The sequence below is a fragment of the Komagataeibacter sucrofermentans DSM 15973 genome (assembly GCF_040581405.1).
GTDB lineage: Bacteria > Pseudomonadota > Alphaproteobacteria > Acetobacterales > Acetobacteraceae > Komagataeibacter > Komagataeibacter sucrofermentans.
In genome coordinates this window covers 2,043,611-2,060,000 of sequence record NZ_CP137157.1, presented here as the reverse complement: position 1 = coordinate 2,060,000, position 16,390 = coordinate 2,043,611, and the positions used below count along the sequence as shown (strand labels likewise).

Annotated in this window: 13 protein-coding genes, 1 tRNA gene, 2 rRNA genes and 1 pseudogene (1 of these 17 only partly in view); 9 read left to right on the top strand and 8 right to left on the bottom strand. The window is 51.3% G+C overall.

Going from position 1 to position 16,390, the window contains the following annotated elements; genetic code table 11:
* The 6 genes from R5N89_RS09830 to R5N89_RS09805 form a co-directional block, all read left to right on the top strand.
* Positions 1-720: ribosomal RNA gene (locus tag R5N89_RS09830) — 23S ribosomal RNA — on the top strand (it extends 2,021 nt beyond the left edge of the window).
* A 116-nt stretch (positions 721-836) separates the two neighbouring features.
* Positions 837-952, top strand: a 5S ribosomal RNA gene (gene rrf / locus R5N89_RS09825).
* A gap of 20 nt (positions 953-972) precedes the next feature.
* Positions 973-1,049 (top strand) — tRNA-Met (locus R5N89_RS09820).
* 202 nt (positions 1,050-1,251) lie between these two features.
* Entirely contained in the window at positions 1,252-3,480 is a 2,229-nt protein-coding gene (locus tag R5N89_RS09815; protein WP_244192317.1) for an ATP-dependent RecD-like DNA helicase, read from the top strand.
* A gap of 297 nt (positions 3,481-3,777) precedes the next feature.
* Positions 3,778-4,119 carry a hypothetical protein gene (locus R5N89_RS09810; protein WP_035362675.1) on the top strand — a complete coding sequence of 114 codons (342 nt, stop codon included), beginning with the start codon at positions 3,778-3,780 and terminating at the stop codon, positions 4,117-4,119.
* 268 nt (positions 4,120-4,387) lie between these two features.
* On the top strand, positions 4,388-5,476 hold the full coding sequence (locus tag R5N89_RS09805) for a hypothetical protein (protein ID WP_146220242.1): 1,089 nt from the start codon (positions 4,388-4,390) through the stop codon (positions 5,474-5,476).
* 223 nt (positions 5,477-5,699) lie between these two features.
* Here the strand turns inward: R5N89_RS09805 and R5N89_RS09800 are convergent, their stop codons facing one another.
* The 3 genes from R5N89_RS09800 to istA form a co-directional block, all read right to left on the bottom strand.
* On the bottom strand, positions 5,700-6,569 hold the full coding sequence (locus R5N89_RS09800; RefSeq protein WP_208624746.1) for a hypothetical protein: 870 nt from the start codon (positions 6,567-6,569) through the stop codon (positions 5,700-5,702).
* Between the two features lie 183 nt (positions 6,570-6,752).
* Positions 6,753-7,532, bottom strand: a complete 780-nt coding sequence (gene istB / locus R5N89_RS09795) for an IS21-like element helper ATPase IstB (RefSeq protein ID WP_110570286.1) — start codon at positions 7,530-7,532, stop codon at positions 6,753-6,755.
* Entirely contained in the window at positions 7,522-9,045 is a 1,524-nt protein-coding gene (gene istA, locus R5N89_RS09790; protein ID WP_110570287.1) for an IS21 family transposase, read from the bottom strand. The genes istB and istA overlap by 11 nt, the downstream gene beginning before the upstream one ends.
* Positions 9,046-9,150: 105 nt before the next feature.
* On the opposite strand from istA, the pseudogene R5N89_RS09785 reads away from it, so the two are divergent.
* A pseudogene (locus R5N89_RS09785) lies at positions 9,151-9,465 on the top strand (transposase); the annotation flags it as partial.
* Between the two features lie 91 nt (positions 9,466-9,556).
* The gene (locus R5N89_RS09780; protein WP_354680677.1) at positions 9,557-10,075 is read left to right on the top strand and encodes a site-specific integrase; all 519 of its coding nucleotides are present in this window, start codon (positions 9,557-9,559) and stop codon (positions 10,073-10,075) included.
* Between the two features lie 180 nt (positions 10,076-10,255).
* Here R5N89_RS09780 and R5N89_RS09775 read toward each other — a convergent pair whose 3' ends face one another.
* The 5 genes from R5N89_RS09775 to R5N89_RS09755 are packed head-to-tail and all read right to left on the bottom strand — an operon-like array spanning position 10,256 to position 13,760.
* Positions 10,256-10,624 (bottom strand): very short patch repair endonuclease, encoded by a 369-nt coding sequence (locus R5N89_RS09775; RefSeq protein WP_354680714.1) that lies wholly within the window; start codon positions 10,622-10,624, stop codon positions 10,256-10,258.
* Between the two features lie 26 nt (positions 10,625-10,650).
* Positions 10,651-11,583 (bottom strand): DUF4928 family protein, encoded by a 933-nt coding sequence (locus R5N89_RS09770; RefSeq protein ID WP_110570263.1) that lies wholly within the window; start codon positions 11,581-11,583, stop codon positions 10,651-10,653.
* Positions 11,580-12,443: a hypothetical protein gene (locus tag R5N89_RS09765; RefSeq protein WP_110570264.1), complete on the bottom strand. Its 864-nt coding sequence runs from the start codon at positions 12,441-12,443 to the stop codon at positions 11,580-11,582. The genes R5N89_RS09770 and R5N89_RS09765 overlap by 4 nt, the downstream gene beginning before the upstream one ends.
* The gene (locus tag R5N89_RS09760; protein WP_110570265.1) at positions 12,440-13,588 is read right to left on the bottom strand and encodes a DNA cytosine methyltransferase; all 1,149 of its coding nucleotides are present in this window, start codon (positions 13,586-13,588) and stop codon (positions 12,440-12,442) included. Before R5N89_RS09760 ends, R5N89_RS09765 begins: the two co-directional genes overlap by 4 nt.
* Positions 13,581-13,760, bottom strand: a complete 180-nt coding sequence (locus R5N89_RS09755) for a hypothetical protein (RefSeq protein ID WP_244192318.1) — start codon at positions 13,758-13,760, stop codon at positions 13,581-13,583. Before R5N89_RS09755 ends, R5N89_RS09760 begins: the two co-directional genes overlap by 8 nt.
* Before the next feature lie 278 nt (positions 13,761-14,038).
* On the opposite strand from R5N89_RS09755, the gene R5N89_RS09750 reads away from it, so the two are divergent.
* Positions 14,039-16,375: a Z1 domain-containing protein gene (locus R5N89_RS09750; RefSeq protein WP_110570260.1), complete on the top strand. Its 2,337-nt coding sequence runs from the start codon at positions 14,039-14,041 to the stop codon at positions 16,373-16,375.
* Positions 16,376-16,390 lie beyond the last annotated feature (15 nt).

Here is a 16,390-nt window from a genome sequence, read left to right as displayed (position 1 = left end):
TGAAATACCACCCTGACTGTTTCTGATGTCTAACCGAGGCCTGTTAGCCAGGTCCGGGACCCTGCATGGTGGGCAGTTTGACTGGGGCGGTCGCCTCCCAAAGTGTAACGGAGGCGCGCGATGGTGGGCTCAGGCCGGTCGGAAACCGGCTGTCGAGTGCAATGGCATAAGCCCGCCTGACTGTGAGAGTGACAGCTCGATCAGAGACGAAAGTCGGCCATAGTGATCCGGTGGTCCCGCGTGGAAGGGCCATCGCTCAACGGATAAAAGGTACTCTAGGGATAACAGGCTGATCTCCCCCAAGAGTCCACATCGACGGGGAGGTTTGGCACCTCGATGTCGGCTCATCACATCCTGGGGCTGGAGCAGGTCCCAAGGGTTCGGCTGTTCGCCGATTAAAGTGGTACGTGAGCTGGGTTTAGAACGTCGTGAGACAGTTCGGTCCCTATCTGCCGTGGGTGTTGGAGACTTGAGAGGATTTGTCCCTAGTACGAGAGGACCGGGATGAACATACCTCTGGTGCACCGGTTGTCGCGCCAGCGGCACAGCCGGGTAGCTAAGTGTGGACGGGATAACCGCTGAAAGCATCTAAGCGGGAAACCCACCTCAAAACAAGGTCTCCCCAAGGGCCGTGATAGACCATCACGTCAATAGGCCAGGTGTGGAAGCGCAGTAATGCGTGCAGCTGACTGGTCCTAATCGCCCAATAGGCTCATTCCATCGCCACAATCGTGGCAACACACATGCACAGCAGTCATCCACTCTCAATACATAGTCATACAAAAAACACCAACCCATCCACATCAAGTCCAACCCCATACGGGGAGACTCGATGACCTGGTGGCCATGGCGGGGAATGATCCACCCGATCCCATCCCGAACTCGGCCGTGAAAACCCCCAGCGCCCATGATACTGTGCCTTAAGGCACGGGAAAGTCGGTCGCCGCCAGGTCTTCCAGTCTCCCCCACAACCGCGGGGTGGAGCAGCCCGGTAGCTCGTCAGGCTCATAACCTGAAGGCCGCAGGTTCAAATCCTGCCCCCGCAACCAAAATTTATCCAATATAATCAGCATGTTAAGCCGTCCGCAAGGGCGGCTTTCTGCGTTTGGCACATACGCGCAGGATGCACATAGGATGCAGATGGGAGTGAAACTCCAGCGTAGGTTGGGCTGAAATCGGGTCATTATCACGATAGCGTGTCAGGCGTGTTGGAGCCCGGCGATACGGTCCGCAGCGCGATCCTGTGTTACGATGGATCATGGTTTCCGACCCTCTCGATTCCGCGCTGACAGGGGCGTCCCGTTGAATGGCACGGCTGCATTGTCTGAGGCGCTGGCCGGCCTCGTAGAGCGGGTGACGTTCCACAACGCCGAGAACGGCTTCTGCGTCCTGCGGGTGAAGGTGCGGGGGCAGCGCGATCTGGTCACTGTTGTCGGACATGCCGCCATGATCTCGGCAGGCGAGTTCGTGCAGATGTCGGGGCGCTGGTTCAACGACCATACCCACGGGTTGCAGTTCAAGGCGGAGTTTCTCAAAGCCAGTCCGCCGACCACGGTTGAGGGGATCGAGCGCTATCTTGGCTCTGGCATGATCCGGGGCATCGGTCCGGTCTACGCGAAGAAGCTGGTGAAAGCGTTCGGCGAGGCGGTGTTCGATCTGATCGAGCAGGAACCTGGACGCCTGCGGGAGGTGACGGGCATCGGCCCCAAGCGTGCCGAACGGATCGTCGCCGGTTGGGCGGACCAGAAGGTGATCCGCGAGATCATGCTGTTTCTGCACAGCAACGGCGTCGGCACCTCGCGGGCGGTGCGTATCTTCAAGACCTACGGGCAGGACGCGGTCAGACTGATCAGTGAGAACCCGTATCGGCTGGCGAAGGATATTCGGGGGATCGGCTTCAAAACCGCTGACCAGATTGCCCGGAAGATGGGGATCGCACCCGACGCAATGATCCGGGTGCGGGCAGGGATCTCCTATGCGCTCGGCGAGGCGATGGATGAAGGGCATTGCGGTCTCCCGGTCGGGGAACTGCTGATCAGCACCGCCGAACTGCTGGAGGTCGCCACCCCTCTGATCGAGACAGCCCTCGCGCTGGAGCTGGAGGCGGGCGACGTTATTGCCGACAGCGTGGGCGAGACGGGATGCATCTTCCTGGCGGGTCTCTATCGCGCGGAGCAAAGCATCGCCGAGCGATTGCGTGCCTGTGCCGTCGGCCGTCCGCCCTGGCCCGAGATCGACGCTGAAAAGGCCATGACCTGGGTGGAACGGAAGACCGGGCTTGCGCTCGCGCCCAGCCAGCAGGAGGCAGTGCGCCTTGCCCTGCACAGCAAGGTGCTGGTGATTACCGGCGGTCCCGGCGTGGGCAAGACCACGCTGGTCAATGCCATCCTGAAGATCGTGACCGCCAAGGGCACGGACGTGCAGCTCTGCGCCCCGACCGGCCGGGCGGCGAAGCGCCTGTCGGAAAGCACCGAACTGGAAGGCAAGACCATCCATCGACTGCTGGAGACGGATCCGGCCAGTGGCACCTTCAAGCGGGACGATACCAACCCGCTGACCTGCGATCTTCTGGTCGTGGACGAGGCCAGCATGGTCGATGTGCTGCTGATGCGATCCCTGCTGCGCGCCTTGCCCGACAGCGCGGCTCTGCTGATTGTGGGCGACGTGGACCAGTTGCCGTCGGTCGGGCCGGGGCAGGTGCTGGCCGACATCATCGGCTCCGGTGCTGTCCCTGTGGTGCGGCTGACCGAGGTGTTCCGTCAGGCGGCACAGAGCCGGATCATCACCAATGCGCATCGGATCAACGAGGGCAGGATGCCCGAACTGAGCGCGGAAGAGGGATCGGATTTCTACTTCGTGGAGGCGGCCGAGCCCGAGGTCGGGCTGCGCAAGTTGCTGGCCGTGGTGAGGGATCGCATCCCGGCGCGGTTCGGGCTGGACCCGGTTCGCGACGTGCAGGTGCTCTGCCCGATGAACCGGGGTGGCCTTGGGGCGCGGTCGCTGAATATCGAATTGCAGCAGGCGCTGAACCCGCCGGACGAGGTGAAGGTCGAGCGGTTCGGCTGGACCTATGGTTCGGGCGACAAGGTGATGCAGATCGCCAACGATTATGACCGGGATGTCTTCAATGGAGACCTCGGCGTTATCGGCAGGATCGATGTGGAAGAGGGCGAACTGACGGTCTCATTCGATGGACGGGATGTCGTTTATGGCTTCGGCGAGTTGGACGAACTGGTGCTGGCCTACGCCACCACCATCCACAAGAGCCAGGGCTCGGAATACCCGGCGGTGGTGATTCCGCTGGTGACGCAGCATTACGCCATGCTGGCGCGGAACCTGCTCTACACCGGCGTCACACGGGGACGGAAGCTCGTCGTGCTCGTGGGCCAGAAGAAGGCGCTTGCTATCGCCGTGCGCAATCAGGGTGGCAGGCGACGGTGGTCGAAGCTCAGGGAGTGGCTGGCCGGTAGCGTCGCATGATGGAGTGGTGGGGGTGAAGGGTGTGTCTCCATGTCGGCTTCCGCCCTCATTTCGGATATTCGGTTTCTCATATTGCTTTCCGCATATCAGACATGAGCATTTAGCCTACCTGTGACTGAGCTTGATTAAGTTAATCTATAAATGTTATTAGTATTAGGTGTATTTTTTAGATTTGTTTAAATGAACATCTTTGCCTTCAAGTTCTTCTTATAGTCTGTAAGTGAGTTATATTTAGAATAATTGATATGATAACATATTAGTAGTTTCGCTGACTCTAAACTAGAGAGGAAATCCAGAATGGCTCTTCAAGCCGAAGACATAACGACGCTTCATCAATACGCTCAAGGCGTAATGACTCGCGCCGAACATCATGCCAACACTGTCGGTTCCATAGCCTTGGCACTGATGGGAGCAATCATTTGGCGTGCCGATAAGGGAACTATTCGTATCCGACAAAGTGCTAAAGGACTGGCGAATATGTTGTGGTTGGAGATCAATGGAAAGAGATACGTGCTTGGATACAATCACGCAGACGAAACTATTGAATTGAAGGATCGAAGCCAGACCGGTTCTATCCTCTACACGTTTTCTAATACCACGCCGGTAACGGATGTCGAATCGATATTTCGAGCGCTCTGAGGCACCGCTTTTAGAATGTATGATACGCATCTACCAAATTATTTATCGATAATTTGGTAATTTGGTAATTTTACCTGATGAGGAAAAGATAGACGGTTTTGCCCTTATCTGTGACGTACGTTATGATAAATCTCTTGTTGAAAGGCAAATGTTCTCAGATAAATTTAGGCATGAATATCATGGCGTCCCATCAAGTCTTATTGAAGTAATGCCTTAGAATATTATAGAAAATAACAGTTCTATAAAAAATATATGAAAAGAAGAAATCATGGTAGAAAAAAAGAAACGAAAGTTTATTTCAGAAGAAAGATGCATATATAGCGGAATTAAAATGGAGGATTCTGATAAAAATTTAAAAAAAAGCGTTGAGCATATTATACCTTTAAGTGTTGGTGGATCGAATGCATTTGTGACGCGCGATGTTTCAGTGCAATCAAATAATACTATAGGAGCAAGAATAGACAAAGAATTTGGCTGTCTTTTTTTAGTCGCTTTGCAAAGAAACAAATACAAATTAACTGGTCATAGAGGGGCAGTTCCTGATATTAAGATTGACGGTAAAATAACGGATATTTCTTCTCAGCCCCATGCTACGATGATTGTTGATAAAAATGGAGAGATGAAGATCCATCTTGAGAAAATCCAACATAAAATAGGAGAAGAAGAATTTATTATACATGGTGATGAAAATTGGGTAAAATATATTCTTGAAGCAAGACTTAAACAGGCTTTGTCAAAAGGTGACATTTTAAAAACACCCTATGGAAGTATATCTAAAGAAGAAGATATAAAGGCTGTTATTGATGTCGCTCCAAAGGAGGGAGGGAGTAAATTCCAGGGAGAAATCAGATTTAGCTTGGACGAGTATCATAAAATATTATCTAAATTTATTTTCAAAATTGCACTTTGCATCGGTCATATTACTTTAGGCCCAGCTTGGACTTTTGGACCGGATGGGAATAAATTTCGTTCAGCTCTAAATGCCAAAAACAATAGCGATATTAGAGTCACAGGTAGCCCTCAAGTGGATACAACAAAAGAACTTTTTATTTCTTCAGGAATGGTAAAATTAGCTCCGAATAGGCATACGATTGTATTCTCTAGAATTGGAAATTCAGCTTCGGTATTAATTGCTCTATTCGGTGGATGTTTGGGTGTTTCACTGCTTGCACTGAGTTTAAATGCGAAAAAATATCGTCAGGGAAAAACAAGGCAGAATGTTGAAGCTGTTGTATTTTCCGTTGATGGTTTTGATGGGAGAAAATCTAGTCATTTCTCTAAGAATGATATTTCCTATCAACTTCAAAAAATGATAGATAATCTACCTCCTGAAGAAAAACGCCGCTTTACTTCTTAGGGAAGAGAAAACATTTCTGTTAATAAATAAAAACAATAAATTATATTTATTGATATGGCATTAATTTTATATTTTATTATATCATAAATAAAAATTATTATATGATATTGATATTAATTATGAGTAAGTGTCTGCTTCGACTTAAGCCTTCGGTTAATACGTCCGTCTGCTCTTCCCCCATTGCTGAAAGCAGACAAAACTAATGATTTGTTCACATTTTTATTTATAGGTCACAGCCATATTCCGATCTAGCCATCGCCGCGCGCTCCAATTGAAGCTCTTCCAGTGGTACATTGATCAGCTTGAATTCCAAATTATACATCGGCATCTGCCACGAATGGTATAATGCGCTTACATGCTTCTGGTGCGCTCTCTCCAACAGGATATCCGCCTCTATGAAGCGGTTGAGCATCAATTCGGTGAGTGTCTGGGCATCTTGGTGATCTTCGCTTTCTTGAAATTCAACCTGCCCCCAGATCTCTGAAACGATCTTCAGGCCTGTCTCAGTAAAAGCGCCCACAGCGAATAACGCGTCCACGGTGTCTAAAACTGCGGGCCTTTGGTCAAATCCATACTGATTCTGCAGTCTGTGCGGCATGTTCCAAACTAGAGCATCGTTTTCATATGCTTCGATATCTGCATATAAAATGCTTTCCCGGCGCGCCACTGTCGAATTTGGTAAGATATATTCTCCTCCGTCACCTTCGAGATAATGCGCTTTGCGCTCCTGGTCGACATACTCCCTCAATTGCTTCATGTGCATCGGCTTCCAATCCTGCGATTCAGCATAAATCAGCCGCGCCAGGTGATCATAGAAATGCCCGACCACTTTGTTTAGTTTCGACGATATGAGTTTGGCAGGGCATCGCACAGCATCAATCAAGATTAGAGCTTTGGCGGCCTCTTCATTCGCGAAGTTTTCTAGCACCCCCATCTCACGAGGTTTGTCTTGGAGTTGCCGTGATGCTGACCAAAAACTTTCCGCGCTTTCAGCGATTATAGGCAGCCCTTCTGCCAAGAATGCGAGGCGGTCTTTTTGAGACATCTGGCAGAGCTTGATGGCTTGTCGGCCCCCGAATGTAACCTTTGTCATGAAGTGCCCCGCAGATCCAATCAAAATGTCAGATCATCATCCAATGAGTTGACGTCTGAGTTTAGCTTTATAGCTTCCATCCATTTGAATGTCCGGTTGTTGATTTTCACTGAGAACTGACCCGGGTTTTTCATCAGGAATTGACCCAGCCAGATGCTATTTCAGGCATAGTGAGGCGGGCGGTCAAGAAGAGGATCTGTCCTTTTTGTTTTTTGACGCGGCGGTGCTGGCGCGGAACCTGTAGCTGTCATTTCCTGTCTCGAGGATATGACAGTGATGGGTCAGCCGATCGAGGAGCGCCGTCGTCATCTTCGGGTCACCAAAGACATCACCCCATTCACTGAAGCTGAGATTGGTTGTGATGATGACACTGGTGCGCTCGTAGAGGCGGCTGAGCAGATGGAACAGCAGGGCGCCCCCTGATGCACTGAAGGGGAGATAACCGAGTTCATCAAGGATCACGAGATCCAGGCGGAGCAGCCTGTCGGCAATCTGCCCGGCCCGGTTGGTGATCTTTTCCTGTTCGAGCGCATTGACCAGGTCGACCGTTGACCAGAAGCGCGCCTTCTTGCGGTGATGGGTGATCGCCTGGATGGCCAGCGCGGTCGCCAGGTGGGTTTTCCCGGTTCCCGGGCCACCGATCAGCACGACATTTTCAGCACGCTCGATGAAGTCCCCGCCATGGAGCTGGCGGATCATGGGCTCGTTGACCTGCGTATCGGCAAAGGAGAACCCGGACAGGTCCTTGTAGGCGGGGAACCGGGCGGTCTTTGTCTGGTAGGCGATGGAGCGGACTTCGCGTTCGGCCAGTTCCGCCTTCAGGAGCTGCGAGAGGATGGGGATGGCCGCCTCGAAGGCGGGCGCGCCCTGCTCGATGAGGTCGGCCGTGGCCTGGGCCATGCCATACATCCGCAATCCACGGAGCATGACGACAAGTGAAGCAGCAGCAGGATCATGACGCATGGCGGCTGTCCCTTCGCAGGATGTCATACCGCCCTGTATCGGCGCACGGTTCGTGTGCGAGCACCAGGGCCTGTGGGGCATCAAGCCGGGGAACCACGGTTCTCTTGGCATCGATCAGGCGATGAAGCGTATTGAGAACATGGGTCTTGGTCGCCACGCCGTCTTCAAGTGCCAGTTCAACCGCGCAGAGGACAGCCTGCTCATCATGCTGCAGCACAAGGGCCAGGATTTCAGCCATTTCCCGGTCGCCTCCAGGCCGCCTGAGCAGTTGATCCTGCAGGGTCCGGAAGGCGGCTGGCAATTCGGTAAACGGCGCGCCATTGCGCAGGGCGCCCGGTTTGCGCTGGATGACCGCCAGATAATGCCGCCAGTCATACACCGTGCGGCCTGGCACACCATGCGAACGCGTGATGATCCGGTCATGCACGCACAGAACCTGCCCTTCGGCGATAATGCGTAGCCTGTCGGGATAAACCCGCAGGCTGACCGGACGATTGGCAAAGGAGGCCGGCACGCTGTAGCGATTGCCTTCGAACTGGATCAGGCAGGTTGGTGAGACGCGCTTGGTCTGTTCGACAAACCCGTCAAAGGGCCGCCCCGGGATCATGAGGTGGGGACGTTCGCTGGCATGGACCTCGGAGACGCTGTGCGGCAATTCAGCATGCTGCAGCCGTTCCCAACAGTCCAGGCAGCGGGCTTCCAGCCAGGCGTTCAGCGCCCCCAGATCAGGAAAGGCAGGCAGATCCTGCCAGATCTGGCGCCGGGCATCCTGCACGGTCTTCTCGATCTGCCCTTTCTCCCATCCGGCTGCCGGATTGCAGAAGGTCGCCTCGAACAGATAATGGCTGGCCAGGGCCATGAAGCGCAGATTGACCTGACGTGCCTTGCCCGACCCAATCCGGTCCACGGCGGTCTTCATGTTGTCAAAAATACCCCGCCGCGGCACGCCACCGAGCACGCGGAAGGCCTCGGTAAGCGCATCGAAAAGCATCTCGTGGGTCTGCAGGGGATAGGCCCTGAGTATGAAGGCCCGGCTGAAGGACAGTTTGGTGTGGGCAACCTGCAGCTTGACGCGATGCCCGGCAATCACCGCCCAGTCCTCGCCCCAGTCGAACTGGAAGGCTTCCCCGGGCTGGAAGCACAGGGGCACGAAAACACCCCGACCCGTTGTCTGGCGTGCCTGGCGCTGTTCGTGTTTCCACTGCCGGATGAAAGCGGCCACCCGTCCGTAGGACCCATCATAACCCAGCGCCACAAGGTCTTCATGCAGTCGTCGCGCCGTGCGCCGGTTCTTGCGGGGGCGAGCGGCTTCCAGGACCAGCCATCCCCTCAGCCTGTCAGCAAACGGGTCCAGTCGGCTGGGACGTTCGGGAACCTGAAACCGTGGTTCAATACTCTGTGCCCGGAGATATTTCCGGATCGTATTGCGTGACAGTCCCGTCCGGCGTTCGATCTCGCGGATCGGAAGATGATCCCGGCAGTGCCACCGACGGATCACACTCAGAAGCTCCATGTCAATCACTCCTCAAACCCCCAGCAGATGCTGCCGGGGAGTGTGAAGGCATGGGTCAAATCTCGATGAAAATTTCCGCCCTACCCGGGTCAGTTCTCAGTGAAAATCAACAGGTGGAAGGCCTTTACCCTGTTCCTCGAAGATGGTCGTGTCGCCATCGACAACAATCCTGCCGAACGCGCCATACGGCCCGTATGCGTGGGGCGAAAAAATTATCTCTTTGCCGGATCCGACACCGGGGGCGACAACATCGCTGATGCCATGACGCTTATCGAAAGCGCAAAACTCTCCCGGCTTAATCCGCACGATTACCTCGCCGACGTCCTGGCCCGTATCAACGAGCACAAGATCAACCGGCTCCACGAACTGTTGCCATGGAACTGGAAACCCGTGAATACACTGCACAGACAGGCCGCATAATCAAGGCGGCCCAGAGCGGCCGGTTACGCGCTACCTCACGGCGGAAGAACATCAGCGCCTGGGCCAAGCGCTCGATGATGCCCGCTCCACGATGCCCGAGGCCGTCAATGCGCTCCAGCTCCTGCTTCTGACCGGCTGTCGCCTGCGGGAAGTCCAGCGCCTGAAATGGGAATACGTCCATCTGGACGAAGGGGTAATCAGGCTACCGGACACCAAAAATGGTGCCCGCACGGTTCAGTTAGGCGAAAGTGCGGTCGGCTTGCTTGGAGGCATCCCAAGGGTCGAGGGTAATCCCTATGTCATCACAGGACGGAAAGAAGGTGGCCACCTGACCGATCTGGAGAAGCCGTGGCGGCGCATCCGAAAGGAAGCCGGGCTGGAGGATGTCCGCATTCATGATCTCCGCCATTCCTTTGCATCCGATGCGCTGGAACTCGGCGAGGATCTGATCATGATCGGGAAACTGCTGGGCCATCGGGATCTCAAATCGACCGCACGTTACGCCCACCTCAAGAAAGAGCCGATCCAGCGCGCGGTCAAAGGGATCGACCTAAAAATTTCTGCTGCCCTTGCCCTACCAAGAAAAACACTAGAGGCTACGATTGATTAGCCTGCGTCACGCAAAGTGGTGTCAAGACGATCAATAATACCCCGACTGTGCAAGCCTCTGTCAGACGTTCACGAAACAATCAAGCCATCTTTGCACCAGAACGAATAGAATTAGGAAAACAATACCTTAAAATATAAAATATACGTCACTAATATACCTCCAAAGTGTCCATCCCTTCTATCAGTCCATGAGCGCCTGAATATTTTCTTTAAGGCGATCCCTATCCTTAATTTCACATTCCCATATAACATGGACACGCCAACCTAACTTCTGCAATGCGATCAGCGTCTCTTTATCTCGCACGCGATTGCGTTCAATTTTTTTTATCCAATACTCTGTGTTGCTTTTCGGAATCCGTGCTCCTCGTAAACAACCATGCCCATGCCAAAAGCATCCATTCACAAATAAAGCCAATTTTCGACCTGGGAAAACCAAATCTGGAGAGCCAGGTAGATCTTTACGATGAAGCCGAAACCTATATCCCATTGCATGGATAAGCTTCCTCACTACCAACTCTGGGCTCGTATTCTTCGACTTAACTGCCCTCATAGTCCGCGAGCGAACAGGATCTACTTTCATCCATCAAATTCAATTCTGAGGCTGGGATCACTCTCGCACTCAGCGATAATGTTATTATAACGTTCGATAATATCCCTCACTGCCGTCTGCCTAGCATCCCGTTCAAACGTACTCCACTCATAAACATTGGTCGCCAAAAATTGCTCGATTTCAATAATATCGAGGCGATCGTCTGCTCCAACCTGCTTGGCGAGTGCTTTGGCGCCACCTACCCCATCTTCTGTAGTCACAATAAGAGGACGTAAACCGGAACTAAGATTGTCCTGGCATTTCCGAATAAGCGCTTCTCCAGGCGCAGTTGTGACATGAATAGCCACGTCTCCGATCAAAAAATCTCCTGCGCGATTAGATGGCGCATCCGCAACCGAAAAACCGTGATGAAGAATACTACCTTTTGTGATCACATCTAGTTTGGCTCCGACCAGATGCTGCATAACAGCGCCTGCATACATGGTGCCGGAAACCTCACGTTGACGTTCTACGGCCTGCGCCAAAAGATCTCTTACACAAGCCCGTAAAGAGCGTGATGGATCAAGTTTGAAAGTAAACGGAAGAGCGTCAAAATACGCCTGAGCACGCTCTACCCAATATTCCTCCGCAGCGTCTAAGTCCAATAAATTATGAGAATGCAGATCGTTTAAAACATCAATATATGCATTCATTCTCTCCATATTCCCTCGACTTGTTCTACCCCCTTCACTAGAGAGAATACGCTCAATGCCATGGTCTTTAAGTATTTTCTTTACCGCCCCACCGCCCAATCCGGCGACTTGCCCACCTTTTGTTGTTACGAACGAATTTTTATCTAACGGGAACCGCTTCGATGCCGCATTCCTCGTTAGGATCAAAGCAAGAGATAAAGACCCTTTTGACAAGCCGATATAATCGTTGTCAAACGCCGCCAATACTGCTCGTTGTGATAGCATCATAAATATTTCTCAACTCGTCGAATTGCCGTCATTTCTGAGACCTGTTCTATCGTGCCAGCACGTCGCACAACTGTCTGACGCATCAACTCACTTCCCCGCATTTCCATCCGAAAGTCGACATGATGGATTTCCTCGGCATATCCACCAAAAGCAGCATTAAAGGCCGCGAGAATTTCAACTTCTCTAATATCCCGTCCTTTAACGAAAGGAATAGAAATTGAAGGGATATTCTCAGGAAACAGATAGATACACGGAGGAGGCACACAAAAAGGACCAAGATTGGTCAACCGATCACCATCTACGGATTTTGGGCAAGGTCTACCAATTGTCGCACAAACCATATCCCACAACAGCACCCCGTCCACCCGCTGGTTCCGCGCAATCATTTCAGCGCTAAGACGTGTGTGAATGCCCGACCAAGCGTTTCGTTGAGGATCTGCACCAGGATTGGAACAGATACTCCAGATTACAAACTCATCAGCGAGTGGCGGTCGTTCAAAAATATTCGTGTTATTCCCATCAAGACAGCCCTTAAGGTCAATAACAGCAACACGTCCACTATTTAGACGAACAATATAATCATTACGGTTCGTATTATCTGTCAGATCCCATCCAGCAATAAAACCGCCGTCTTCCATATGATTCAGCGCGTGCTGAACAAACTCTCGTTTGCCACGCATAGTGGCCGAAAACTGGCCACGGACACGCTCTATCGCACCACGGAACAAACCAGACTGATAGAACTCTCGCTCACCTAAACCATGGTCGCCAAGTTTATGCGCTTCTGTTTTAAGTGTTTCGGCAAATCTCTCAATTTGATCGCGCAATCCCTTATTCTGTTTACAGGGAATAATTGTCATGCCGCTTCCTGTTTCCCTTCGGAAACCATGCCAAGTAGCGGTTCCAAGATATGCTGCGCCAGATGACGAACGACAGGCACAGCTACGCCATCCCCTGTCAGGTGATAAGCTTCATTATAATTCTTAGGCAGCTTGTAATGATCTTCGAGCCCCATCAGCCTTGCTGTTTCGCGAGTGGAAATTAGCCGCGACCGAACCTTCCGGCCGTCAACAACAATAATCGTCTGACGGCTTGAACCTCCTGCCGGCGTCCGAAGACAACCAGCGATATCATCAAACCGCACTTCAGCACGCTGAACCTTCGCCCCGTTTTCATCAAGACGTGTTCGTCTATAGATGGCTCCCACCATGCGCCTGCCCGCACGTTTTGCAGCATTTACTTTGGCAAGATTGGTGGCCGACATCATCGAAATCAATCTTTCGGTTTCGCTGGCTGTATGCCAAGGCACTCCAGTAGGCGCTTCCTCAATCAGATCAGCGAAAGTTGTATGCCGATGCGATGGAGTGGGGATATTCCACCACAAAAATTGAGTTTGCGCCTTTTTTGATATTCCCTGTACAGCCCTCTTCAATCCATTGGTGTGAAACGGGTCAAGCGGTTCAGGAGATAACAATGACGGATGAATTTCCACATCATTATGCACCCCGATCATGAACAAGCGAGGACGTGACTGGGGCACAAACAATGAGGCGTTGATTACGAGCGCTCCATACCGATATCCGGTCTCGACAAAAGTCCGACAGATAGCGTCGAAGTCCTGCCCCTCATGAGACGTCAGCGTGCCAATGACATTTTCAAGAGCTATAATTTTCGGGGATCTTCCCTCTGAAACGAGCGCTCTCACGACATTCCAGAAAGGATAGAACGTGCCAGAACGCTCTCCTTTGAGACCTGCGCCCCCTCCAGCCAACGACAAGTCCTGGCATGGGAATGAACCCCATACGAGATCCGCAACACCAGGTAAGTCTTCAACACGGACATCATTGACGTCCCCAACCCGCAATTCTCCTCCTGTCCCCCAGTTGGCCTGATAACTCAGACCTTTTTTATGATCAAAATCATTGGCGAACAGACACGACCAGCCGGCCCCCAGTCCCGCACGGGCCATCCCGCCGCCAGCAAAAAATTCGTAAAAACTAGGCATTGGCTGCAGACCTGACGGCATCTTCTGGTAACGACACCACCTCACGCGCGAGCTTTTCTTCAATCGCTTCCGCTATCCAAGTGTTACGAGACACTCTTCCAGCCCTTTTTGCGCGTGCGTCATCAATCGCACCAAACGTCTCCGCAGAAAGACGCAGATTGATCCGGTCCATCGCGCGAACTCCCGAATTTTCTGTAGCATGGCTCATGGCGCCATGATGGCGCCATGAGCCCCCCCTGTCCAGACCTTTGTTTCTCAAATGTTCTCAATAATTAAGCGCAGAATTGAATTCATGTTATTACAAAGCGCTCGATTCCACGGACCTTACATATAGTTCTACCTACCCGCACCCTAGAATTTCATTTTTTGGGAACGACAATCACATATATTGACAACCTATGTGTGAGTGATATTCACAGAGACAGGAACACGAACGGATGTGAGGGAATTATGAGCGACGACTTAGTAGGCATAAACGAAATTGCAGCAATGGCTGAGGTCACAACTCAAGCGGTAGCTAACTGGCGAGTGCGTTCATCCGATTTCCCTCTTCCCCTCAAAGAGCTCGCATCTGGACCGATCTTTCGCTGTTCGCAAATTCGAGCATGGTTGAGGCGCAATAAACGTAAGTTAGGATCTCCAAAAATTCTTTCAACTTATTACGATCGCCTCAAAAGTTTCCGGGATGATGACCAAGCACTCGCAAGGTGTATTGAGGAAACGGTTACTTCCCTTGAAACGGAGGCAACTTCTGGAGACCGTCCGGGCATGCTGCTCGGTAAAATTCAGTCAGGAAAAACACGTTGCTTTGTTGGCGTTATTGCGCGCGGCTTTGACCGAGGTTTCGATATGGCCGTAGTACTGACGAAGGGCACCAAAACTCTTTCAGCTCAAACCGTTCGGCGCCTTGAAACGGACTTCAAGGAGTTTATTGAAGATGATGAATTTCTTGTCCTTGATATCATGAAACTTCCTGGCACGCTTCGTCGAAGCGAACTCCGCCGAAAAATTGTGATTGTCGCCAAGAAACAATCGCGAAATCTCGATCGCTTGATAGAATTTATTAGTAGTCACAACGACCTACATAATCGTAAAGTATTATTAATTGATGATGAGGCTGATCTTGCCAGCGTCCGTTTCGTCCGAAAAAAGGGTGATCAAAATATTAGCCAGGGCGCTATCGCAGATCAGATAGACCAACTGCGTCAGATGACGCAAGGTATTGCCTTTTTGCAAGTGACTGCCACACCATATTCCCTATACCTGCAACCCGAAGGGTATGAACATACGACTGATGGATCGACCTATGTATTCAAGCCCAAGCGTCCTGCATTTACAAAATTATTACCGATTCATGCTGGATACGTCGGAGGCGATGACTATTTCGGTTCCTTTGGCACAAAAGATCCACGCTCCAAGCTTCTCGTAGAAGTAACTGAACAAGAGCAAGATGCTCTACGTCGAGCAGATAGACGCCGTATTAGCGAACATAACGTCCTTGAAAATGACAACGTAGCAGGCCTACGTCGCGCTATCATTACGTTCATAGTTGCAGTCGGTGTTCGGCAATGGCAACAGCGTGAAGCTGGAGATCGACCTAAAAAATATGCCATGGTAATTCATAATGATATCCAGCGAGCAGCTCATGCCTGGCAAGATCAAGTCATTGACTGGATATTCTCGTCTATTGTCAGCGCAGCTGAGAAGAATCCAAATCTTCTACGTCCGTTATTTAATAAAGCATTTGATGATCTGAACTCCTCAGTATCTGCAAACAAAGGACATATGCCGCCTCGCGCTGAAGCCTTTGATGCTTTCATTGACGCTCTCCAGAGCGACGACGTAGTGGTTGAAAAAGTAAATTCAGATACAGATGTTATGGCTCTTCTTGATACTAATGCCGAACTAAAATTACGCACACCTTACAACATCTGGGTCGGGGGAAATATTCTCGATCGTGGCATAACTATTCCTAATTTAATCTCATTTTATTATGGCCGCAATCCGAAAACCATGCAGGCTGACACAGTGCTTCAACATTCACGTATGTATGGCAATCGTGATCGAAAAGATCTGGCCGTCACGCGCTTTTACACTTCGCGCGCTGTTTATGAGCGACTTTATACGATTAATTCTCTTGAAAACTCGCTTCGGAACGCGTTCCGAAAAGGTGCCCATGATGCCGGTGTAGTCTTTATTCAATCAGACACTGATCGCCGCGTTCGCCCGTGCGCACCAAACAAAGTATTACTCAGCAATGTAGTTACAGTTTCACCTGAATATCTGCTTCTTCCGAGCGATTTCCAGACTAAAGGTGGACCAACCATGACTGCATTACAAAAAAAACTTGATCATCTAATAAATATCGATTGGCGAGATATTGGCCGTTTTGTTTCTGTAGATCGAGAAACTATCGTCGCAATCATTAACATCATCAAAAAAACTATGGTTTTCGACGCTGTAAACTTTGAGTGGGATGCTATGCTAGGATTGATCGATTATTATACGGATGTAGCAAAAAATAGCGACAATCAAATTCTCGTCTGGGCAGAAACAGGCAGAAAACTCTCGCGCGCTGGATCGGGTGACAAATCCGGTCGTTCTATTTTAGGTACATCTCTCCGCAAAACGGTATTAGACGAACCGCGCTCAAAACCAGCATTAATACTACTTCAGCAAGAAGGAGGGAGAAATCTTGGTTGGACGGCGCATAAATTTTGGTGGCCGTTGTTTGCAGCCCCTACCGATTCAGAGCCGTGCATATTTGCGACGAAAGTTGCAGAATAAAGCCAAATCTTATTA